The following is a 26,049-nucleotide window of genomic DNA, read 5'->3' on the forward strand; positions in this document are numbered from 1 at the left end:
CTCATCGTATCATAATTGAGGAGGCCAATACAATGAAGCAGCATAACCGTGTGACATGGCGGGTATTCATCATATCCATCATCCTGTTGATTGGTTTGACGGGCTGTGGCGGGAACTCCAAAGATATGACTTCCAATGAGAAACCAACGAAAGAGAACACGTCGCAAGAGAATGCGAGTACGACTAACGATACGAAGGACGTTAAGCTTGTGTTTTGGCATTATTTGAATGACCGTCATGACTTATTGAAAGAAATGGCTGCGGACTTTGAACAGAAAACGGGGATCCAAGTCGATATTCAATTATTCGGCGGCGACGGCTTTAAGCAAAAGATCATGGCATCGGCTCAAAATAACGCTTTGCCGGATGTGATGACCTTTGCAGGTGGTGCCGGAGATCTGGGACAGCTCGTCGAGTCGGGCAACGTCATGGAACTTAGTGATATGAAAGATATATTCGGCAAGTTTCCTAGCACCATTTTGAAAACGTTTACTTACGATGAAGGCAACATTTTTGGCGTGAAAAAATTAGGTACGTATGCGCTCCCGATGGATACGAACAATATCCAGTTCGTCTACAATACGAAGCTATTCGAAAAAGCAGGCATTACTTCTGCGCCAACGACATGGGAGGAGCTGCTAGCTGATGTCGATAAGCTCAAAGCGGCAGGCATCGTTCCATTCGCAACAGGCATTGGCTCATGGGTGGCCGGTTCGCTGGCAGCGCCCTATGAGATCGCATATCTGGGCGAAGAGAAGTTAGTGAACGTGAAGAAGGGCCAAGAGCCGCTCATGGATTCAGGTTACCTGAATGTACTGAAGCGATTCGAGGACCTGTACAAACATGGCGCGTTCGCGGAAGGCATCGCGACGATGGATTTGCCAACGGCGGAGCAAATGTTCGTCAATGAAGAAGTTGCGATGATCTATGACGGTTCATGGGCTATCGGTGTGTTCAATCAGATGAATCCCAATTTTACGCAATATGATGTATTCTCGCCGCCAAAACCGGCGGATGCGACGCATGATGTGAAAATACCAGGCGGTATCGGCGTTCCGCTCGTCATCAATCAACACACGCCTAATAAAGAAGCGGCTATGCAATTCGTCAGATTCCTCGTCGAGAAGGAGCAGCAGCAAAAATACGCATCCAAAAGCTTCAATCTGCCTGCCAATATGGAAGCGGCGACATCGGAAGGCGGCATGACACCAGCCTTGCGCAACTTCTCGCTCGGCATGAACCATATCATCGAGAACGGTGGCACTTACCCGGCTCCAAGCGTAGAGACCGTGCTGCAAAAAGGAATTCAGTTAATCGCCATTGGACAGTCGACGCCAGATCAGGTGTTGAAGGAAATGGATACGGAGCTGCAAAAGGCATTAAAAGAAAAGAAATAGTAGCCATGCAGGGATCAGCGGTCAGTCAGGCTGTTCGTCCTGCTTAACACAGAGGTGATTCGATGGACGCAAGCAGCTTGCCAAGCACGAAAGGGAAGTCATACGGCAATCGAAAGAAAATCATCATGCGCTATTTTAATTTGGCTTATGTTTTGCCAGCGTTGCTGTTGTTTATTTTATTTTCATTGCTTCCGATCATTCGCACGGTTCAATACAGCTTTACGAATTTCAATGGCGTGAATTCGAATTATCAATTCGTCGGTTTCAAAAACTATGCCGCGGCAATAACCGATACGCGTTGGTGGGAAGCGGTGGGCAATGGGGTCATTTTTGCGCTGTTGTCGCTTGTGTTCATGAATACGATTGCACTGCTGCTGTCCGTCGCGGCGAACTCGAATATTCGGGGCGGCAAGTTTTACCGCGTCGTATTCTATATCCCGCCGATCCTGTCTGGCATCGTCGTGGGATACATTTGGAAATGGATCTATGAGCCGAAGGGACTTCTGAACGGTGTGCTGAGGGATATTGGCCTTGACCAATTCACGCATGTATGGCTAGGTTCGATCGACACGGCGCTCTATGCGGTAGCGGTCAGCTCGATGTGGCAAGGGGTCGGCGGCTCGTTTATTTTATTCCTGGCGGGACTCCAAGGCATACCCAAAGACTTGTATGAAGCGGCCAGCATCGACGGCGCGAGCCGGTCACAGCAATTGCGCTACATTACGATTCCATCGCTGCGCAAGGTATACACGTTGGTTAATATTTTGACGATCCTCGGGGCGCTCGGCATATTCAATCACGTCTATGCGATGACGATGGGGGGACCCGGCTACGCGACAGAGGTACCTGCGCTGCGCATTTATCGGGAAGCCTTTACCAATTCCAATTTCGGCATGGCGAACGCCTTCTCGTTAATATTTGGGATTATGCTGTTTATTTTATCGCTCATCCAATTAAAGCTGTCCCAGAAGAAAGACTAGAGAGGGGATAACGTATGCAGAGTAAAGGCACGTACTTGTTCAAAGGCATCACTCATTTATCCCTGATCGTGTGGACTGTGATCTCCATTTTTCCGCTTGTGTGGATGGTCTCGACCTCACTGAAGCAGCGGAATGAAATTTTTACGAACCGGAGTCTGATTCCGAATAATGCGTTTAATCTCGAAAATTACAAGGATGCATGGTTTCAGGGCAATTTTAATGTCTATACGTTCAACAGCGTCTTATATTCCGTGATTGTCGTGGTGTGCGTGGTTCTATTCGCATCGTTGGCCTCATACGCGATCGCGAGATTGGATATGGCAGTGAAGAAGGTCATTTTCTTAGGTTTTATGGCTACGTTAATGATCCCGATTCCTGGTGCCTTTATTTCTATCTATCTTGTGGTCAGCAATTTGGGACTCGCGAATACGAGAATAGGCTATATTTTACCGCTCATTGCCGCAGCTCTTCCGGTGTCGATTTTTATCTTAAAAACATTTTTTGACGAGATGTCGCGCGAATTGGAGGAAGCAGCGATCATCGATGGCGCCACCAGCTTCCAAATCTATTATAGACTCATGCTGCCCATTGCCCGGCCGGCACTAGCGACGATCGTGATCCTTAATACATTATCGGTGTGGAACGAGTTTATGCTGGCCTTAGTGCTGTTCTCGGAAAATAGGCTGATGCCGATTCAGATGGGCTTATCCGTGTTCGTCGGACAATACACGACGCAGTATGAGCTGTTGATGGCGGCTTCTACGATTATGGTGCTGCCGGTCGTGCTCGTGTATATTGCGATGCAGAAACAATTCATCCAAGGGATAACATCAGGTGCGATAAAAGGCTAAGGAGGAACTTAAATGGTTCATTTAAGAAAAGGAATTGCCTTTATTATTATTGCAATGATGCTGATAACGTCAGCCGCTCCCGGTTATGCCCATGCAAACGCTGGCGACGTGGCAGAAGGGTACGATGCAGCGAACGATGCGAAGGATACAAGCGCCAGGTATCAAAAGATTATCGATGCCGAAGCAGAATGGATTGCCAGCCTGCAATTCGACAATGGTGCGATTCCAACGTATAGCAAGGCGATTGATAGCTATAACGGAAAATACAAAGTCATTCCCTATTTCTCGCATATTGCTCTGCTCGGCTTGCTGGAAAAGCCGGAATATGCGAACGTCGTGAAAAAATACATGGATTGGTACTTTGCCCATTTGAACGAAGGGAAAGGACCGGATGCGCCGGATGGATCGGTCTACGATTACATCGTAGAGGCGGATCGTCAGACAGAAACGCCTACGCTCGATTTCGACTCGACGGATTCCTATGCGTCTACCTTCTTGAACGTGCTGCGCAAATATGCAGAGGTGACAGGGGATACGGCATATGTAGCGGAGCATAAAGAAAAAGTCCTGCAGATCGCTTCGGCAATGCTCTCCACGCAGGAGGCGGATGGCCTGACATGGGCGAAGCCGACCTATAGAGTGAAGTATTTGATGGACAACACCGAGGTGTATCGAGGACTCATCGATATGGCATGGATCGCTGAGCATATTTTTGGAGACACGGCCGAAGCAGCCAGATTTGAAGCAATCAAAGAGCAGGTTCATACGGCAATTCAATCCGAGCTATGGCTGGAACAAAAAAATATGTATTCGCCGGGGAAAACAGATTCGGGGACACTACTGAATCCGGATTGGCGGACATTCTATGCCGATGCGACGGCTCAAATCTCCCCGATTTGGGCAGGCGTCATCGCGCCCGACAGCGAGCGGGCGATCCAGTTGTACAATAGCTTTAATGAACATCATCCCGGTTGGCCGACACTTGCGAAGAGCGATGCTTTTCCATGGGCGATCCTCGCCAGCGCGGCAGCATTGATGGGAGACAAGGTGCGCGTCGATCAATTTCTACAATCGATTGAAGCCGCTTATGTGGATAAGGATCATCCGTGGCCATGGTACGTCATGGAGAGCGGCTTAAGTATGCTCACGGCTGCCCAAATGCAGAAGATGACGGATACGCCGGTTCAATTCGAAATGGCCTCGATGGAAGAGGGGACCGTTATCGAAGCGCTTCCTTATCAAGTGACAGGCACAGCTGTCGGCCTGCAGGATATCGAAGTCACATTCATCCATCAGCTGACAGGCGAGCAGAAGGTCTTTCATGCCGTACCTGAAGCGGGAACGTGGGGGATAGCGCTGCAAGGGCTGGTCAATGGCGATTATCAGGTCCAAGTAAAAGCCAAGGATCGCTTTAACAACGTTCATTTTACGCGTGATTTGATCGTCGCCGTCCGTCTAGGGGCCGAGGGGGAAGGCATGGCTAAAGTCACGATCAAGGCAGAACGCGAATTGTTGCGTCGTAACGAGAGCACGTCGATCGTGATTGAAGCTTTCAATAAAGACGGCAAGCAGCTCGATCTGTCGGATGCGCAAATTGCGTATCATATGGATTTAGATAACCTGCTGGCGCAAGAAAGCGCGAATCGCTTTACGTTGCGCGGCTTGCCTCTTGATCCGGCTACTCAGCAGATCAAGCTGTGGGCGTTCGTCACGAGAGGCAATGACGTGCTGAAGACGGATGAGATTGCGATCCGCATTTCGCGCGCGGCTGCTTCAAAACCGGATGACATATTGGATGCGATGTTGGGCTGGCTGGTTGGGCGCCAGCTTCCTAATGGAGCTGTGACGCTTAATGAACAGCAGAAGGAGATAGATCCGGCTGCGTCCAATACCGCTTCGCTCGGTTTCTTGTTAAGGCCGGAGACGATTGAACTCGCAGAGAAATATATTACGAATTATGTGGGCAGCTGGAATTGGGGAGACCGCTTCGGCGTCTATGGTACCAAATATGAAATGAAGCTGAATGAGGAGAGCGGCGAGTGGGTTTCGACAGAGGACTATCAGAGCGCTGCTGCCAGTATCGCTTCCTTTATATCGCTGCAGCGCGCCTATTTCGAGCGCACGGGCAAGTTCGTCATTACCCAGTACCAGCTTGATATTCTGACAGGCGGACTGGGGTTGATGGCTTTGCAGGCTGCCGATGGTCTCATGTGGACGAAGAAGGATGGGCAGATCAAATCGTTACAGGACAATTTACTCGTTCTGACAGGGATGCAGGATAGCTTATGGTTGTTCAGGAATCATTTTAAGGATGAAGGTCCAGCAGCTTACTTCGAGAAGTATATGGAAATGCTGCGTGAAGGGATCAAGTCTAAGCTATGGAATGAAGAGGCGGGGGCATACGCCATGTCAATCGATGCCGCAGATCAACCCACTCCAGCAGATTGGACGAAGTGGGAGGATGCCGGCGCTCAGCTTACGGCGATTGCTGCAGGGGTTGTTGCTCCGGATAGCAGCGAGGCGGCAGCTCTATATGCGGCTTTGAACCAGAATTTTCCGAAGTGGGCTTCCGAGGGCGATCTGAGCGGCCTGCATGGTGTTGCCGCGTATGTCGCGACGTTAATGGGTGATGCCGACCGGGCGATGGCTAGCCTGACACGGGTGACGGATGCGCTCAAGGCAGGTCGTCTGCCGGCTGACTGGAATGTATCGAGTGCAGGTTATGCCATGCTGGCTGCGCATGCGGTCAAGGATCTGGTGAAGTCGGATAAGACGAAGTTGGAAGCTCTGATATCGCAGGCAAATCAATTGTATGCGCAGGCACAGGAGGGGACGTCTGCCGGTTATTACCCCGTCGGATCGAAATCTCGACTCCAGGCGGCGATGACCGCAGCCGAGGCTGTGATGCAGGATGGGGCGGCGATGCAAGAGGCTGTCGATGCAGCCGTGGCAGCTCTTACGCAAGCTGTCGAGACATTCAAGAAGTCCGTCAATGTTGATCAACCGACGAATCCGGGTAATCCAAGCAATCCAAGCAATCCAAGCAACCCCTATAATCCATCTACACCTTCCGTGCCGAAAACCATTGACAAGACAGCACTGAATCAGGTTATTGCAGACGCCAATTCGAAGCATGCAGCAGCCGTAGAAGGCAGCACACCCGGAGAGTATAAAGCAGGGGCGAAGAAGGCTTTGCAAGCGGCGATTGATGCAGCCGTCGCGATCCAGAAGCTTGGCAACGCAACGCAGCAGCAAGTGAATGAAGCTGCGGCAGCCCTGAAGCGTGCGATGACTGAATTTATGAAGCAAGTCGTCGTTGCAGAAGGAAGCAGCGAGGAGAACAACGGCAGTCAAGGGATTAAATTCAACGACATGCAAGGCCATTGGTCGGATTCCGTTGTAGCCAGAGCGGCAGCGCTTGGCGTCGTCAAAGGTTTTGCCGACGGCACCTTCCGCCCGAATCAGCAAGTGACGAGAGAGCAGTTCGTGACGATGCTTGCACGCGCTCTGCAGCTTTCTGCCGGTTCGGTAGCGGGGAGCGGGACTGCATTTAAAGATGATGATCAAATTTCGGCATGGGCTAAATCCGACGTCACAGCAGCGGTTGATGCGAAGCTGATTCAAGGATTCCAGGACGGCACCTTCCGTCCTGCGCTGTTGATCACGCGTACGCAGCTCGCCGTGCTGGCTGCCCGTGCAACAGGAATAGATTCACAATTAGCTGACGTCAAGCAAGTGAACTATGCGGATGCGAACCAAATTCCATCCTGGGCCAAGACGGATGTTGCGGCCGCAACATCTGCTCACTTCGTTCAAGGCAAAGACGCAGACCGATTTGACCCTCTGGCAGCAGCAACGAGAGCGGAAGCGGTGAAGGTGATCATGGCTGTACTCGATTATATGGGCAAAGGGAATAGCAAAAATTAAGGAGGCGTCTCTTAAGCATCGAGTTCGTGTTTAAGTAAGAATGTCAAAAACACATCGATTAAATCGGTGTGTTTTTTGACGTAAGGATGTCTCTTTGCATGATTCAATAGGAACGGAAAAAGAGGGGAATAAAATAACGCTTATTGATATCCTCGGATTACACCTAACATAATCATATAAACACTAACGGTTTCATATGGAATATTTTGATATCAACTGTTAGTATATGTAAGATATTGAGTTTTATTGATGGCATGGGAAAATAGGAAAGAGGTGTGACATGAACAAACAAAGTACTTTTTTTCGGTTGTTAAAGTATATGAGAAGATATAAGTTATTATATGTTTGTTTGATCATCACGATGGTGGTGGGTACCTTTCTAGAACTCTTTACCGCGTGGTTTTTGTCTTTTATAACAAATGCTGCTGTAAAAGGCGAAGTTGAGGCTTGGCCTAGTTTGATTCTGTTGGCCGTTGGAATGTTGTTCTTTATTGCCCTGAACACATATGCAGATACGTATTTTAAACAAAAGGCATCTTTAAAAGTAAGAAATGACATTCGGCTGGATACACTTGATCATGCCTTAAGGTTACCACAATCGTATTATGATAAGAATCATTCAGGTGAGCTGCTAGCTCGTTTCACAAGTGATAATCAAGCTGTGGGAGAAGCAAGTGGTAATACCATAATGGGTCTGATTAGAAATCCGTTACTAGCACTTTGTGCTTTTATTTATTTATTAAACATTAACTGGCCACTCGCCTTGATTTCTATTTCAATAGGACCGCTCATGATATTGGTAGGGAAACTATTCGGTGAAGCGATGCGTAAGAAAAGCATTATTTTGCAAGAATCTGTTGGGAGTGCAACCTCTTTCTTGCAAGATGTATTGGGGGCCAGTGTTCTATATAAAATTTTTGGTCTTGAGAAGAAAATTTCGAAACAATATCAGCAGTACAGTGCAAAAATCTCTGAAATTGAGCGAAGTCAGGGTAAAATACAGGGAAGTGCAAGTGCTACATCAGGAAGTATTGCAACACTAAGCTTTATGATTGCAATCCTTGTTGCTGGTTTTTTTGTTGCAAAAGGAAATCTAGAAGTTGGTGCTATGATCGCGTTCATTCAACTCATGAACTACCTTGTGCAACCGTTCTCGCAACTCCCTGGGCTTTGGTCAAGTATGCAACAAGCATTAGCAGGTGCTGAGCGAATCTTTCAGATCATCGATGCTCCTAAGGAATATGAGGAACTCCCAGATCAGGGGCGTGCCAAATTTTTTGGGCGGTTAACCGTATCTAGTGTCGGCTTCTCTTATACAAATTCAGAGGAAGATATGATTCTGAGTAACGTTCACTTCGATGTAAAGGCAGGTCAGACGATAGCCATCGTAGGAGCGAGTGGTGGAGGGAAGTCTACATTATTTAAATTGTTGCTCGGACTGTATTCTCCAACGAATGGATTGATTGAAATTGATGGTAGAAGTCAACAGTCCATGGGCCTAAGGGAATATCGAGACTATTTCTCGCTTGTTCCTCAAGAGACAATTCTTTTCACAGGGACGATTAGAGATAATATATTGGATGGTAACATGGCGGCTGATGAAGCAAGTGTTATTGCTGCAGCAAAGAAAGCAAATGCTTATGATTTTATTATGAAATTAAGTGAAGGCTTTGACACAGAAATTGGGGAACGCGGTAGTCGGTTGTCCGGTGGACAAAAGCAAAGGATTGCCATTGCAAGAGCGATTTTGCGAGATGCACCCATATTGCTGTTAGATGAGGCGACAGCAGCTTTAGATAATGAATCCGAGAAGATTGTACAGGATGCTCTTGCAAAATTAATGGTAGGAAGAACAACGTTAGTCATTGCACATCGTCTGACTACTGTTCAAAATGCAGATTTAATTGTAGTCATGGAAAACGGGAATCTAGTTGAACAAGGTACACATAACGAATTAATTCTAGCTGGTGGTCGATATCATTCTCTGTATTATGCTCAATTAGAAGAAAAAGAAGGTACGGAAAGTATTCTTATGGAAATATAGCTAGCGGTGACGGAGAAGACAGACTACAAGTTGGATGTAGTCTGTCTTCTTTTAGTTGTTTGTGCGCTTCCGAGTTTTTTACGGCACTGTGTGGCAGTATCGTCGCAATCTTGTGGTTGATCGTCTCGTAAGAATGATTTATATTGTTTTTGTACACATCAGCCAAATATGTAAACTATTGAAAGAAGGTGTCCGATGACAAATCGTCCTTTGCGTTTCGGAGTTATTGGGTGTGCGGGAATTGCCGTAGGGTCAGTCATACCGGGAATCAAGCAATCCACAACAAGTGTTGTGCAAGCGATCGCAAGCCGAGATTTGCGTAAAGCTCAAGAAACGGCTGATAAGCTGGAAATTCCGACGGCTTATGGCAGTTATGAAGAATTGCTTGCGGATTCGAGCTTGGATGCGGTATACATTCCGCTGCCGAATCATCTGCACATGGAATGGTCCATTCGTGCGATGGAAGCAGGCAAGCATGTACTTTGCGAGAAACCAATGGCATTAAATGCAGGCGAGGCTGCTAGAATGCTAGAGACGAGCCGCAGCACGGGGAAACACTTGGCAGAAGCATTTATGTATCGCAATCATCCGAGATATGGTCGAATTAAGGAAATCATCGCATCCGGTGAGATCGGCGAGGTCCGAGGGATTCACGGGACCTTCACTTTCAATAATCATGCCGATAAGAACAATGTGAGGTATCGTAGAGATTGGGGCGGCGGCTCCATCTATGATGTAGGCTGTTATCCGATTAGTGCGGCCCGTTTGATTCTGGGAAGCGAGCCAGAAGCGGCAACGGTTCATGCGCTAATATCGCCTGAGCATGACCATGTAGACATGATGGCCTCGGGGGTCATTGAATTTCCGAACAGCGTAGCGTTGACCTTCGACTGCAGCATGTGGGCAGCATTTCGGAATACGCTTGAGATTCTCGGTACCGACGGTCGGATAGAAGTGCCATCGGCATATATTGGCGATCCAACCTTTTATGTACATACGAGCGCAGGGAAGCGGGAAGAGCAGCAAGAAATGCTCAATCAGTATTCACTTCAAGCTGATCATTTCGCCCGAATCGTATGGGGAGAAGAATCCGCGCGATTTGGTCCTGAAGATGCTGTCGCCAATATGAAAGTCATTGACGCTTGCATTGAATCCGCTTACAGACGGCAACGCATTCAAATCTAGAGGAGATGAATGAGATGAAGAGTTTATCCTTTCCAAGTCTTAGGAATCATGTGTCTTCATTAATTATGGGTTCGGATTTTTTTGCGCCGGAGACCTTCGATGAGGTTTGCAGGGTACTGGACGGTTATGTCGCAATTGGCGGCAACACGATTGATACGGCTTTTATTTATTGCGGAGGAAAAAGCGAGCAGGCCATTGGCATGTGGATGGAAGAACGCAAGAACCGAGACCAGATCAACGTGTGGACCAAAGGCGCGCATCCGAATCAAGATGGTTCCCGCGTGAACCGCACGGCGATTTATGAAGAGCTGATGATTAGTTTGGAACGGCTGCGGACCGATCGAACCGATCTTTACGCGCTCCACCGTGATGATCCAAGCGTACCGGTTGGAGCCATTCTTGAAGCGCTGAATGAACATGTGGAAGCGGGAAGAATTGGAATATTCGGTGCATCCAATTGGACGACGACGCGTCTTGAGGAAGCGAATCACTACGCAAATGAGCACGGGTTACGCGGTTTTTCTTTCAGCAGCCCGAACCTGAGTTTGGCGAAAGCCATCGAACCGTATTGGCAGGATTGCATTAGTATCGATGAGGAGTCCTTGTCTTGGTATGAACATTCGCAGCTTCCGATTTTGTCTTGGTCTGCGCAGGCTAGAGGATTTTTCACGGGGCGGTATACCCCGGAAGATCGTTCGAATGCGGATTTGGTGCGTGTATTCTACAATGATGCGAACTGGGAGCGATATCGCCGTGCGGAGCAGCTTGGCGTTGAGAAAGGGTATACGACCATCCAAATTGCGCTGGCCTATGTGCTGAATCAACCATTTTCGTCTGGGGCGATTATTGGTCCACGGAACGATGAGGAACTGAAGTCCTGTCTTGAAGCAACGAAGCTTGTTTTAACACCGGAAGAAATTCGATGGTTGGATCTGCGGAGTTAATATGGAGTTGGTGCTTACTACTTAGTTGATTGTGCTATAAGTGGCATAATAAATAAAGCGGATCCAAATCGGATCTGCTCTTTTTATTACAAGTAAGTTCTCGGACCTCTTGTTTTCTTCAAAGAAGATAACATATACACCACCCGGCGCTCCTGCGTTCGGGTCTGTTTTACGTGTAAAGGAATTCGAAGTCAGAAGCATGATCTAACATTTGACAAACTGGAGAATGTTGGAGTAGCATGGTAAATGACCTTATGGTCATTATAAGAACTGTAAAGTTCTAAGAGAAGGAGATGGGGAGATTGTCAGTACCAAAAAGAGGATCCGGTTCGCTGATTATTCTAATGATTAACATGTTTATCGCCATGGTTGGGATGGGATTGATCATCCCAATCATGCCGAAGTATGTGACGGAGTTTGGCGTAACAGGTCAAGCCATGGGTTATCTCGTAGCGGCATTCGGGTTAACTCAGTTTCTGTTCTCGCCTATCGCAGGCGAGCTGTCGGATAAGTATGGCAGGAAATTGCTTATTGTATCCGGGATGGTAATCTTTACGATCTCACAGCTGTTGTTCGGCGTTGCTACAGAATTATGGATGCTTTATCTTTCCCGCTTATTGGGTGGCATGTCGGCAGCTTTGATGACCCCGCCCATGATGGCGTATGTAGCGGATATTACGACGGAAGAGAAACGCGGCAAAGGACTTGGGCTGCTGATGGCTTCCATGACGCTTGGCGTTGTCATCGGTCCTGGCATTGGAGGGTTCTTGGCGGATTACGGGATTCGAGTGCCATTCTATTGTGCTGCTGCACTCGCGGGTATATCTGCAATCGTGTCGATACTGTTCCTGCCGGAATCATTGTCGGCAGATGAAAGAGCGCGTGCAAGAAACAGTATGCAGAAGCGCGAAAATCTGCTCCGTCAGCTTGTCGCTTCAACGAAAGCACCTTACTTCATGCTGCTGGTGCTCGTATTCGCCTTGTCATTTGGATTACAGAACTTCGAAGCGATCTTTGGCCTGTATGTCGATGTGAGGTATGGCTTTACACCGAAAGACATTTCACTCATGATTACGCTAGGTGCACTGATCGGTGTGATATGCCAAGCTGTGCTGATTGAACGCTTGCTGCATCGATTCGGTGAGAAGAAGTTGCTGATCTCCATGTTTATCTTATCCGCTGCAAGCATGGTTGCGATGTTGTTCGTGTCCAATTATTTCCTGATCTTCGTCGTGAGTATGTTATTCTTCATTGCGACTTCAATTGTGCGGCCAGCGGTGAACACGCTGCTGTCGAAGATGGCAGGAAATGAGCAGGGATTCGTGGCAGGGATGAACAATGCGTATATGAGCTTGGGCAATATCATCGGCCCCTCCATTGCAGGTATTCTGTTCGACGTCCATATTCAAATCCCGTACGCCTTCGGTGCTGTTATTTTGTTGATCAGTGCAGCCATGTTCCTCATGTGGGGGAAGAAGTCATCCTCTTCGTCATCGGCTCAGCAGGCTAGGCACTCACAGTCATCGTAATTTTTCTCTCTACGCAAGTGTCGTGTTCAATTTTATATGATCTCTACGTGGTTGCAGCTAATAACCGCTTTTGTTATCATGAAAGAAAGTTAAGAGGTTTTCTCATGATGTAGAGAACTTGGTAGTCATAATAAGAACCTTGGTGATTATTGCGTAGGGGGCAGCGTGATGGAAGAACATATGCCAGTGAAGAAGAAGCAGATCATGCTCTCAGCGATGAAGCTGTTCGCAACGAAGGGTTTCTCGCATACGACGATGCAGGAGGTAGCCTCCTTCTGCAAAATGTCGAAAGGAAGCGTCTATCAGTACTATAGTTCCAAAGATGAGTTGCTGTTGAATATTTTCATGTATCAATCCAAGTTATTGGAAGATCGTATGCAAATGATAGAACGGGCAGGCAACCTTGATCCACGAGAACGGCTAATACGTAAAATCGAAGTGTATCTTAGTATTTGGAACGAACATCCTGAATTTATTAAAATGCAAATGCGGGACAATGCGGACCATGTCCATAAGGATATTCGTGATTTTATGTTCAATATGAGTAAGCAAAGTATCGAGATGCTGGTCGAAAGTCTGCGAGATCTATATGGGCAGGAATTCGAGCCTTATCTGATGGATGGCGCATCGATGCTTAGCAGCTTGGTATTCACCTATATGTGTCTTAAGTTATTCGATAACATTCCGATTCAGATCGAGAAGATTAGCGAGTATATTATCGATATCATGGATTACACGGCAGAGGGAATGATGAAGCATCGTCCAATTCCATTGTTGAATGTGCGAATGTTCTCCTTCTTGGAGAGAGATGAAGCAAAGACGAAGATCGTGCATCCCCTCGTCCTCGTGAAGCAAATGCGAGAGGCCGTGGAAACAGCTTCGATTGAGATGACGAATAAGCAAGATGTCATGGATTCTATCCTTGTGCTGGAAGAGGAATTGCTCCAGGTGCAGCCTCGCAAAGTCATCCTATTGGGCATGTTGTCGAATATTAAAGAAGTTGCGGCTTGGAGTTCATTGTATGAGCAGCTATGCCAAGCGATGGATTCTACGTGTCGATATGCACCAGGCACTTTTCGTTGAGCATTGTCACCGAATAATAGCCATGCTAGATTTACGCTAGCATGGCTTTTGTGAACACAGAACGTGATTTGTCGGAATCAATCTTCACTGAACTCTTTATTTACAGCTTCCAAGGCTGCGCCTATGATTTGGTGCATATCATAATATTTATAGGTTGCCAATCGTCCACCAAAGATCACATTCGTTTCATGGTCGGCTAACACTTTATATTTATAATACATGTTGTTATTCTTATCATCGTTGATTGGATAATAAGGCTCGTCCCCAGTCTTCCACTCTGTTGGATATTCTCGAGTGACGACCGTTTTGTCTTGCGTGCCAAATTCAGACTCGGATCAGATAAATTCATTGCCGAGAAACAGAAACAACTGGATGCGTGGGCGCAAGCAAAAAAGTAACTCGTGATTAGTTTAATGAAGCCATTGATTCCTTGTTTATGGGATCACTGGCTTTTTTTCATGCGGTAGAATCGAAAATATCACAATTTTAATGAAAAGTGCTTATTTTATAGACCTATAATAGCCACTTTCAGAGGGAAATCTCCTTTTTACAGTATTCTAGATTTGTCAGATCTACTAATGTGAAACTGTAATCTTAGGACTGCACACTTTGAACACGGGGGAGGATGCTTATCTGATAGTTCCTCATGGTCTGTTATGATCACGATCGTTATGTAAACAGGTTTTCATGATGTTTTGACTAGGTGCGAAACGAAAGGAACGGTGAGGAATCATAATGTTACGTAAACGATTTAATATTCTAATTTTACTGTGTATGCTAACGATCACATGGTATGTCCCAGGAGCCAATGTGCATGCAGCCGAAAGTGTTCCTAATGTAGTCTCGGACAATATACAAACGAAGTTTTTTGTGTCACCGTCAGGCAGCGATTCGAATGACGGTTCAGTTGATCACCCATTTGCTACGTTACAAGCGGCCCGCGATGCTGTGCGTTTGATTAATAGCCAAATGACAGGCGACATTATGGTATATATTGCTTCGGGCGATTATTACGTCAACAATCCTATTTCCTTCGATGAAAGAGATTCGGGGACCAATGGGCATAACGTCATCTATACCCAGAAGGATGGACTCGGAACCGCGAAATTCATTGGCGGCAACAAAGTAACCTCTGTATGGAATAAGGTAACGCGGACAGGCGTTGATGCGGATCTGCCAGCTTCTGCTGATGGAAGCGTCTACAAAACAAATGTGGGTACAAATATTAACTTTAACACCTTATATGTCAATGATGCCAGAGCGACGATGGCACGAACAAAAAATCTAGCAATCGATCCGAGATTTCCGGCTTCATCGACTGCCTATATGAGATCAGCAGGAGGCGGAATCGATACTCTGATCTATAAATCAGGCGATATTGATTCCGAATCATTGACAGGACTTGTCAATGCGCAGAGTCGAGGAGATTTGGACGCTCAGGTCTATATGTGGGACGGCGGTTACTGGGATTGGATGACAGACACCATTCCCATTGCAAGCATAAATACATCTACACGAACACTTACATACAAAACGGACCCTAATAATCGAGCGGCCTATCGCCCCAAATATAATACCGGAAGTGATGCAAGATATTTTGTGCAAGGGAATCTTGGATTTCTAGACCAGCCAGGCGAATATTACTTCAACAAAAAGACGGGGTATCTGTATTATTATCCATTAGCCGGATCAGGTAGTATCAACGATCAAGATATCGTGATCCCTGCTGTAGAAAAAATCATCGATATCAAAGGCGCGTCCCGTACAAGTATGGTATCGCATATCACATTCAGCGGTTTGACGTTTAAAGACACCAACTTTCCTGACTATTATAGCTATGGCTGGAACTGGGGAGACGCAGGAGTAGGCCTAGGGTATTATCCTCCCGAAGCGGCGGGAAGCACACAACCTTCATACAGCGAACAGTCTGAAAGGAAAGAGTTCCAGGTGGGTGTCATCACCTTGAGTAATACCAACAACATCACGATATCTGAGTCCCACATCAAGAATGCAGGGATGTTCGGCATAGAACTTTATTTAGCGAATCAGTATACGAACATCAATAACTCGCTTATCGAATATACCGGGCATGGCGGCGTCAATATCGAAGGAGGTTATCCGGGTGTAGGCGGCGATGCCAATGGCAATGGATACAGCAATCATAATACGGTGACCAATACGATTATTCATGATATCGGTCAACTGGTGGGTCAAACCTCAGGTGTTACAATCAACAACTCCGGCTATAATACGTTATCGCATTTAGAAATTTATAATACGCCAAGAAGAGGTATATTCTTAACCGCCGGTTACAGCCGGAACCCTGGTACACCATTTCCCAATGGGGATGCCAATTTCAATATTATGAAGGATATGTATTCACATCATAATACGTTCGAATATATCTATTTGCACGACAGTCAGCAGGATGGCGGGGATGACGGGGCTTTCTTCGCATGCTATCTATACAGGGGATCGACCAATTACAAGCCGAACTACATCAACCAGATGCTCATCGATCGGGTCGGGGCTAACCCAAGCATGAGAGATATCGCACCGAACGGCATGAACCTGGATATGGGCGCATCAGGATTTGAAGTAAGTAATCTGAAAATTGTCAATCCGCAGCATTTTAATGCTGAAGTAGAAACGACAACACACAATGGTGATAAAATTATTTTTACTAACACCAACATCGATTTTGGCACACATACCAATCAGCTGAATAGTTTCAATGATTCGTTGATGGACTATGAGAACATAGGTGTAGGGGATGACTATCCTAGCATCTATAAGCCTGCAAGTAACACATTCCAAGAACCTGCCGACCTCTATTTCAAAGATGATTTTGAGAACGGGTTGGATTTATCCAAATGGCTGTACAGTGGGGTTAAGCCTCGAATTACAACGGAATGGATGTCAGAGGGCATTTTTAATGGCAAAAAAGGTTTGAAAATTGATAGTGACGGTGCCGGAGCAGGCATAAAACCCGTCCTATATAGAAATTTTGAGGTTCCACTCAATAAAATCGTTACCGTAAAACTGTTCGATCGGCAAAATGGATCGCAAGCCCCCTATAGTTCAGGGGTAACGATTGCAACGACCGTCAAATCGCTGGCGAGGGTAGACAATGGTGTGAATGCAGTAGGCTTGGGTCTGGATACGACCGTGAACAACGATTATTATGTTATTTTGGACGGTTCAACAGAAATGGCAACGTCCGTTCCTCGTACGTATGGTTGGCATGAGTTGAAATGGGATTATACCAGCGGTACGGATGTCAAGTTGTATATTGACGGCGTACTCGTTAAGACATTGAGTTCAATAACAAATTTCAATCAAGTTGCTTTGGGGTCTGATGATGGCCGGGGCGTCAGCTATTACGATCAGCTATACATCTATGGCGGAACAACAGCACCGCCGCCGTCTACGCTGCCGACAGAGCCTGAGAACTTGGCTCAGCGTGCGACGATTACGGCTTCTTCTTTTCCTGCTAATGATCCTAGGTATGTCCCTCAGAACGTAGCAGATGACATCATCGGTGTATGGGGTGCTGGAGAATGGGCATCGAACGGTGAAGCGAATCCTTGGATACAGCTGGATTGGAGCAGCAGTCAGACGATGAATACAATATTCCTCTATGACCGTCCGAATTTAAGCGATTGGTCTCAAGGGGGTACACTTACATTTAGTGATGGCAGCTCGGTGCAAGTAACTGATCTACCGAATGATGGTACGGCTAAAAAAATATCTTTTGCAGATAAGCAAGTTACATGGGTCAGATTCCAGGTAACAGGCAGTACAGGAAATAATGGCTTGTCAGAATTTCAGGTCTATCATGACAAGACGTCCCTGACTATACCTACCGGACTTACAGCGACTGGAGTCAGCAGTTCCGAGATTCATGTGGTATGGAATGCTGTCCCTGGTGCAACAGGCTATGATCTCGAAGTTGATGGCGGAATTATAAATAACGTAACGAGTCCATATCTGCACAAGGGAATCACTGGAACGTCAAAGCATACCTACAAAGTAAGAGCAAAGGATGCTTCTGGCATCACGTTATGGAGTGCGCCTGTCAATGCTGAATCACCGGCCCAAACATTAGGTAAATTTGAGGCGGAAGACTACGTCGCCATGTCGGGAATCAAGACAGAGCCAAGCTCTGAGGGCGGACTGAACGTGGGGTATATTGATGCCGGGGATTGGATGGAGTATAAAGTCAACATACCTGCTGACGGAACCTATACTGTCAAATATAGAGTTGCAGTAAATACGGGCAATACAGGTGAAGTGCAATTTACGATCAACGGCGTGAATAAGAAAACCACTTCTTTTCCTGCAACGGGAGGCTGGCAGAATTGGACAACGGTCTCGGATACCGTTACATTGCCTGCAGGAACACATACCGTGAGACTCTATGTTAGTAAAGGCGGTTGGAACTTCAACTGGTTTGAGCTAATTCCTGTCGACAGCACATTACTGAGTATTCAAGCGCCTGCAGCGATAACCGGAGTGGCGAACAGAACAGCAAAAACAGCGGCAGCACTTGGATTACCAGTAACGGTTGCACTGGTTACGAGTGTAGGGAATGTAAATGCGAATGTCGCATGGAATGTGGATGCATCATCCTACGATCCGTCCAAATCAACGGAGCAGACTTTCACGATAAGCGGAAAGGTCACACTGCCAGCAGGTGTGGTAAACCCGAACAGCGTCGATTTGACAACAAGCATCCAAGTGACGGTACTTCAAACATCAACACGTCCTGGGTCCACTTTGATAGGTGCACATCAAGCAACTCCTGGTCAAACATTCGATGTAACAATGGGACTAAGTGGCGTTAAGGAAAGCGTATATCAGAACATGTATGCGCAAGATGTGACGCTTCACTATGATCCGTCGAAATTGCAGTTCGAATCGGTCACATCCATGAGAGATGGTTTTGAGGTCATCGATCACAAGGAGATCGTGCCAGGACACATCCGGATTGTAACAGCTAGCGTAGGTGCGAACCAAGGTGTGTCGGCCCAAGGGGATCTATTGAAATTTAAATTTACGGTCAAATCTGCTGCACAGGCTGGCGATGCAACCGTTTCGGTAGCCGATGTAGCCATTGCGAACGGCGAGGGAAATGAGCTGCAACTGAATGGAGCCTCCCACAAGGTGGAAATTAGTATCTCAGTTGATAAGTCAGGCTTGAATGCTGTGATCACTAGCGCTCAGGCTAAACACGATGCAGCTGTGGAAGGAAACGAGCACGGATTGTATGCGAAAGGCTCCAAAGTGCAATTGCAGTCGGCGATCGATGCAGCGAAAGCAACAGCGAACGATCCGAATGCGACGCAGCAGCAAGTAGATAGCGCGAAAGCAGCATTAGAAACAGCCGTTCAATTGTTTGAAAGTAAGAAAATCTCAGCGGATGTCAATGGCAAAGACGGCATCACGGTCGGAGACTTGGCAATCGTTGCAGCAGCATACGGCAAGCAAGAAGGACAGCCGGGCTGGAATGCGAAAGCCGATGTCAATCATGACGGTAAAGTAGATATTGAAGACCTTGCGATCGTAGCGAAGGCGATCTTGCAATAATCAGTTTAAGGAAGCCATTGATTCCATGTTTATGGGATCAATGGCTTTTTTTACGCGGCGAGAAGCAGAAATATCACAATCTTAAAGAAAAGTGCTTATTTTAAAGACCCGTCATAGCCACTTTTCAGAGGAAGATCTCCTTTTTTCTGTATCCAAGATTTGTCCGTTCCACTACTGTGAAATTGTAATCATATGACCTCATTTTTGAGCACGGGGGAGGATGCTTATCGGTACATAAGTGAACGGCATGTAATCGCGCGGAAGTTAGAGAACGAAGGAGGAAAAGGGTAGAAATGATGAAAATCAGTACGAAATTCACTTCTAGCGTATTGGCAACCACAATGCTCTTAGGATTATTCATGGTTGGCTTTCTCGGTACGAAGGCATACGCACAGCAGACAACAGGAAACGCTCCGTTTATTAACTCGTGGCTGGTATCAGGTCCATTCGATTCGCCTGTCGTAGACAACATTTATGAATGCCAAGTCGGTGAGGTCGTAAATTATGCGCCGCTGGCATCTGAAATAACAGCGTCATCATCGACGCTTGCCGTGAACCCTGTTTCATATCTCGTGGATGGAAGCACCAAGAAACAGTGGGTGACCGAAAATGATTCTAATCCTTGGGTCAATCTGAAATGGAAGGATCCGATTGCCATCAACGAAGTAAAAATCGCGCAATGGGGCGATTCGCGTCACGTGAACAATTGGTATCATCTAATATTCACGCTTGAAGACGGCAGCAAAGTCGAATCCGGAAAGGTGAATAGCACGTCGGCGAGCTCAGCCGAGCCAACGGTCTATACGATACAGTCTGGGCTGAAGAAGGTCGTGGAGATGAAGGTCGAGATCGATAAAGGACGTACGCCTTATCCATCGGTTACTGGTATCTCCGAGATCGAGGTATATCAACACTCCGTAACGGAGCAGATTGAAAGGCCAATGGACGGTAACTGGGCGAGAGCAGCCGACGCGACTGCAAGCTCCACGTGGAAAACCAGCGCTGTTGATTTTCCGACAGGAACAGATTCCTCTAGTGTTCTTCCCAAATTTGCTATAGATGGCGATAAAAATACCAATTGGGTCTCTCAAATGCATGATACTGCTGGAAATCCCTCGTCTTGGCCGAAATGGGATCCTGCACCGACCTTGTATTTAACCTGGAAGCAGCCGATCAAAGTGAAACGAATTGAGGTCTTTGATCGTAATAATCCCGCTTGGCCTCCCAATACGTCAGATGTCCAAAAGGTTAATTACACGATAAAGGACGCGAGTGGGAATATTCTAAAAACCGGTGTCATCACCGATATTGATCCTTTGGGGCAAAACCCTGGTGTAGTTGAGCTTGAGCAGCCAGTAAATAATGTTGTCAAGGTTGAACTGCTGATTGTATACGACGGACAGAAAAATCTTAAAAATGTCGGTCTTGGTTTTACGGAAGTTAATGTTTTTGATGGAGATGGTATCATTCCGCCGGGTAACCAGGAACCGGGAGGCAGTATTACACCGAAAGTCGGAGAAATGCTTGTAAACAGTAAGAAATGGGAGTACTTTGATGACCGTCTCTGGAATCGAAACTACGATGATTATCAAGATTTGTACGGTTATTTTACAGTCAAAAAAGGTGTCGATACAAAAAACAAATATGTATACGCGCACACTTACATCTACAGTCCAGTCGAGCAGCAGGCGTATTTCAATGTAGGCGCCAGCGGATCTTATCGGCTGTATGTCAATGATCGCTGCGTATCTTCGCCGACTACGCCTGTGGAAGTGCAGAAGGATTTGACGAAACAAGCTATCCAGTTGAAACAGGGCTGGAACAAATTGATGATTCAAATCAAACATACGTACACCGAAGACGTGAATGCCAACAACGTTCCGATCGGGGCAGATCAGAATGTGGCCTATCTTGGGTTTTATGGACGCGTCACAGATCAGAACGGCAACCGTATCAACGGAATCATGAATTCGGTGGAAGGGGATGCCGGCTCCCTCAAAATCGTCTCGCAAGGACTAACGACCGAGGATGCCATCAAAACGCCGCTGCCAACTCAAAATATGCCCATGGGTTACAAGGAATGGCCTTATGTATGGAATAAATCGAAAACAAGCAATAAATACGGTGTTGCAGCATCGGCATTCCAATTTATGGCAAGCGGAGGCGCACCTGGTTATACGTGGAGCATTGTAGAGGGGAAATTGCCTGAGGGCTTGGAACTCAATAGCGATGGTACCATCGCGGATGGGTTAGTGAATGGCAATGTTGATCTCAACAGCAGTAAAGGCATCATCAGTATCAACAGCGAGCCGGGAGACTATAACTTTACCGTACAAGTCGCTGACCGTAATGGAAATAAGGCGACGAAGAAGATGACATTGACCGTCAAGGAACGCCCGAATAAATGGTTTGAAGAGGGTAGAGTTGGCGCATTAAGCCACACGATTGTCACGTACCCCTACTTCGTTGATCCGAATTTCTCCGCCGATTTATGGGCAGAGCGAGCCAAACGTCAGGGACATTCACTCGTCTCGATTGAAGCGCTGCAACAAAATTATTATTGGCCGTCCAAGTTTTCCGACCCACAGCATGAACGACAGAAATATTACCCGAAAGACGAACATGGCCAAGTGATCGACGGATTAAAACAGTTTGAAGAAGCTGTCAAACGTTATGGGATAAAATTCGGCTTGTATTATGCAACGGAGGGCGGCGGCTTGCAGCACTACTCTACAGATGTGTTTGTACAGAATGTGGAGGATCTGATTAAGCGCTATGATCCGGCATACCTCTATTTCGATGGTCCGCAAGCCATGAAGAATGCCAATTATGACGTGATGTACAGTAATGTTCGCAACTACAGTGATGACATTATTATCAATTCCAATGCATGGGGCGAAGAGTATGGAGATCCGGATCTAAGAACCGCCGAAGCCAGTCATATTTACGCCAATACAGGCGCAAATCATCTCGTAAAACGTACCCCTATGGAGCCATGGAAGTCTGTTCACACCAAGAACAACTTTACGCCATACTATGCGAAACGCGATGATTACCGTCAGGTTGCCAAAGAAATGATCGTGAATGCCGGCAGAGGCTACGTGGACAACAATGACCAAATGCCATTAATGAGCCGCGGAACGAACTGGGATTCGCCAGAAGATGTTGCAACAAGATACCCTAAATCCATTCAAGAGTTCATTGATGTGCGTGAAGGGCTTGCGAGCTGGTTCGCGCCTGACGGCAAGCCGGAAAGGCATGAGTCTACAACGGGTACAATGCCATATTTCTTGTCTGGCTATGGCTACGAAGATGATGGAAAAGGAAACTACGATAAGTTTGCCTTCCCTAACAGTACCACTGGTCCGCAATGGGGATATGCGACGTCTAGAGACAACAATGTTTATCTTCATATTATGAAAGGGCCTGATGGCAAGCGAGGGTTTGATGTCATTACCGGAAAGTCTTTAACGATTCGTCCAGTTAAGGATCGGGTGACATCCGTGACATGGTTGAACGAGAACCTGCCTGTTACCTCGTTCGTGCAGACGGGTGACAGCTTGACCATCGATCTAACCAACGTACAGGAAGATGCCATAGATACGATTATCAAGATCGTAACGGACAATCCGAATCGTAAATATAAACTTACGAACGTCAACGCAGCGGGAGAACAAGTAACGCCTTCGTCACTCCAAATCCATGCTGAAGGCTATATGACATTCCCGGCGCTTAAAGCTCCGTTGTCCGGTTTGACGTACCAAAGTGCAGATTCCGGCATCGCAGCGGTAAACGGTAGCGGGATCGTGACGCCGGTATCGAATGGAACAACAACGATCACCATAAGCGGTACTTACGAGGGAGTAACGAAACAGGATACATTGAAAGTAACAGCAAAAGACGGCAAAATTTACGTTGGAGAGCGCATGATCGGAGCAACCTTGCTTGTAAATGACAAGGAATCCTATGGCGAGTTCCGTACGTTAGAGAAACTTCGCTATCAAATCGAAGGCAGATCAGCGAAAGGCGGAGCCATCGGACTGGATGCCTCGCAAATTGTATGGCATGGCGGTATCGTCGATCTGAAAGCGGGCGATAAATATAAACCGGTCGTGATCAACGAAGTAAATACGTTTACTTTCAATAATAATGAAATCATAACGCCTTATGTGGAACAACCTGCACGGGGAGTTATTTGGGCTGACGTAACGCAGGGCGGCAAGACATTTACGACAAATAAAATTTTCATGGACCTGCTGCCGTATCAAAATCTTGCAAAGACAGCTGAAATTACAGCTAGCCATAATCAAGCTGCAGTCAGTCAATTGGTTGATGGCAAAGCGATTGAGGGCATTCATTTGGATCAATCCAAATGGTCGGTAGCGGCAAATGAAAAGGCGTGGGTTCAATTTAAACTGCCGACGAAGTCCGAGATTGCGAGTATAAATATCAATTTTAATTCATTAGAACAAAATTATGTCAATACACCGAAAACAATCAAGATTCAAACGAGCGAGGATGGCACGGCATGGAAAGATGTTAGCACCGTTAACGGCCCGACGGGGAATGCTTATTTTGGATTCTATAACCAATATCCGATTAACGCGTCAGCGCAATACGTCAAACTGATCATGGACGGCGGTTCAAACGGATTGACAATGGATTTGCTTGAGGTGGCCATCAACGGAATTGATAAGTCCAATTTGTTGGATCACTTCGAATATGCGTATAAGCCAGTCAATGTGACGACGGGTAACTATGAAATTAAGGCTTATACAGGTGCCGGAGATCTGATCGATACAGATGTCGAAGTTACGGTAACAAGTGAAACCCCGAATGTGATTTCGGTGAATGATTCCAACCTGGTCACGGCTGTCTCCGAAGGTATGGCCAAGATGAAGATTCGAGTGACGATCGGCGGACGTTCAATCGAGCAAGTGACGTATCTATACGTGGATAAGTCGGGACATATCTATCTGAACTCCTATTTAGACAAAATCAACGTTACGCTGAGTAAATCGACAGTTCAACCGAACGAACCGATCGTTGCTTCCATTGAAGGCTTGTTAAGCTCGGGAGAGAAGACTGATTTGTCTAAGGCCGCAATCGAATATCAATTTAGCGATAAGAGGTTATCTGTCGTTGAAGGCAGCAATACGATCGTGGTGACAGGCGACATCGGAAACGGGTTTAAGGTAACCGTTGTTGTAAAGGCGACTTTAGACGGGGTGACCGTTCTAAGCGAACCGATCACGATTGCAGCGATTGGAAGTATTGTACCTCAATCGCAAATGACAGCAACGGCAACAAGCCAGGAAACGAGTGGAGATAATAATGCAGCATCTATGGCGATTGACGGAAATCCACAAACGATCTGGCATACCAAGTGGGATAAATCCGACGTTCTCCCTCAGTCGATCACTTTAAACCTTGGAGGAACCTACAAAGTAAATAAAATCACTTATTTGCCAAGACAGTCGGGTGATAACGGGAAGATTACAAGTTACAACGTGTATACAAGCACTGATGGCGCGACCTTTACGAAAGTGGCCAGCGGAAACTTTGCGAACGACAGCGCGGAGAAAGCCGTAAGCTTTACGGGAACGAATGCATCGCATGTCAAGCTTGAAGCGACGGCGGGTATGAGCGGATGGGCTTCGGCTGCGGAGATTAACGTGTTCAAAGTAAATGAGGACATCGTAAAATCCATCGTCGATTATAAGTCGGTAGCAGTGGATACGAATGTAGGCATCATCCCTGTTCTTCCGGCACAGGTTGAGGCTGTCTACAACGATGGAACAACAGGGCTCGTAGACGTTACTTGGGAACCGATTACCAAAGAGATGGTTGCTAAAGCGGGCGTATTTACCGCTCAGGGAACGGTCGCGGGCAGTTCGGTCAAAGCAAAAGCGACTTACAGAGTCGCCGGTCAACCGTCCGAAGCGTTCACGCTCAGCCTGAACCAACCGTCCTACAGCCTGACCATTGGCGATACACTTCCAACGGTCGTGTCAGCGACCTACAAGTATTCCGGCACCGTGAAGGATGTTACTTCGCTTGCCGTATTTACGACGGCGGACGGAACTATCGCCTCCGTCAATGGCAATGGTGTATTAACGGGGATCGCGGAAGGAAACACGACCATCAGTGCATCCTATGGCGGCGAAACGGTGACGGCGCAGGTTCATGTGACGAAGCGTGATGCGCAGCAAACGGCCGTGCAGCTGACAGGTCCAGCTTCGGTATTAAAGGGTGAGCCGTTTGCCGTACGCCTTGGTCTGAAGCAGGTGCATGAGCCGGTCTTTGCTCAAGATATGCTGATCCAGTACGATCCGAATCTCTACGAATTCCAGGATGCGGTCCCAATGCGCGAAGGCTTAACGGTCTACAAACAGCCATCGCAGACGCCAGGACAGCTTCGTTTGATTCTTGCAAGTCTGGGAGCGGACCATGCGATTGCACTTGATGCGGATGTCGTCGAGTTGAAATTCGTCGCGAAGCAGGTATCGCAAAGCGCAAG

General features: G+C 46.9%; 11 protein-coding genes and 1 pseudogene. 11 read left to right on the top strand and 1 reads right to left on the bottom strand.

All coding sequences use genetic code 11. The features are described 5' to 3' along the window. Positions 1–32: 32 nt before the first annotated feature. From C558_RS0116085 to C558_RS0116125, 9 genes are all read left to right on the top strand, one after another. Complete coding sequence (locus C558_RS0116085) at positions 33–1,397, top strand: ABC transporter substrate-binding protein (RefSeq protein ID WP_018757321.1); 1,365 nt, start codon at positions 33–35, stop codon at positions 1,395–1,397. A 62-nt stretch (positions 1,398–1,459) separates the two neighbouring features. Continuing rightward, a complete protein-coding gene (locus C558_RS0116090; RefSeq protein WP_018757322.1) occupies positions 1,460–2,377 on the top strand; it encodes a carbohydrate ABC transporter permease in 918 nt (305 codons plus the stop codon). A gap of 14 nt (positions 2,378–2,391) precedes the next feature. After that, entirely contained in the window at positions 2,392–3,228 is an 837-nt protein-coding gene (locus C558_RS0116095; RefSeq protein ID WP_018757323.1) for a carbohydrate ABC transporter permease, read from the top strand. A 12-nt stretch (positions 3,229–3,240) separates the two neighbouring features. After that, a complete protein-coding gene (locus C558_RS32615; RefSeq protein ID WP_018757324.1) occupies positions 3,241–7,155 on the top strand; it encodes an S-layer homology domain-containing protein in 3,915 nt (1,304 codons plus the stop codon). A 280-nt stretch (positions 7,156–7,435) separates the two neighbouring features. Next, positions 7,436–9,199 carry an ABC transporter ATP-binding protein gene (locus C558_RS0116105; protein ID WP_018757325.1) on the top strand — a complete coding sequence of 588 codons (1,764 nt, stop codon included), beginning with the start codon at positions 7,436–7,438 and terminating at the stop codon, positions 9,197–9,199. A 195-nt stretch (positions 9,200–9,394) separates the two neighbouring features. Beyond that, entirely contained in the window at positions 9,395–10,384 is a 990-nt protein-coding gene (locus C558_RS0116110; protein WP_018757326.1) for a Gfo/Idh/MocA family protein, read from the top strand. Positions 10,385–10,398: 14 nt separating this feature from the next. Then, positions 10,399–11,328, top strand: coding sequence for an aldo/keto reductase (locus tag C558_RS0116115; protein WP_018757327.1), 930 nt, complete (start codon positions 10,399–10,401; stop codon positions 11,326–11,328). 302 nt (positions 11,329–11,630) lie between these two features. Next, on the top strand, positions 11,631–12,857 hold the full coding sequence (locus C558_RS31200; RefSeq protein WP_018757328.1) for an MFS transporter: 1,227 nt from the start codon (positions 11,631–11,633) through the stop codon (positions 12,855–12,857). A 168-nt stretch (positions 12,858–13,025) separates the two neighbouring features. Further along, positions 13,026–13,940 (top strand): TetR/AcrR family transcriptional regulator, encoded by a 915-nt coding sequence (locus tag C558_RS0116125; RefSeq protein WP_018757329.1) that lies wholly within the window; start codon positions 13,026–13,028, stop codon positions 13,938–13,940. Between the two features lie 77 nt (positions 13,941–14,017). On the opposite strand, the pseudogene C558_RS33220 reads toward C558_RS0116125, so the two are convergent. Further along, positions 14,018–14,266 (bottom strand): annotated as a pseudogene (locus C558_RS33220) (UDP-galactopyranose mutase); the annotation flags it as partial. Between the two features lie 409 nt (positions 14,267–14,675). Between C558_RS33220 and C558_RS0116135 the strand changes: the two are divergent. Together C558_RS0116135 and C558_RS31210 are read left to right on the top strand one after the other, a co-directional pair. Further along, the gene (locus tag C558_RS0116135; RefSeq protein ID WP_018757331.1) at positions 14,676–19,529 is read left to right on the top strand and encodes a DUF7402 domain-containing protein; all 4,854 of its coding nucleotides are present in this window, start codon (positions 14,676–14,678) and stop codon (positions 19,527–19,529) included. A gap of 293 nt (positions 19,530–19,822) precedes the next feature. Continuing rightward, the coding region (locus C558_RS31210; protein ID WP_051106875.1) for a discoidin domain-containing protein at positions 19,823–26,049 on the top strand (6,227 nt) is incomplete at its 3' end.

The sequence above is a fragment of the Paenibacillus terrigena DSM 21567 genome, assembly GCF_000374845.1.
In the GTDB taxonomy this organism is placed as follows: Bacteria; Bacillota; Bacilli; order Paenibacillales; family Paenibacillaceae; genus Paenibacillus_K; species Paenibacillus_K terrigena.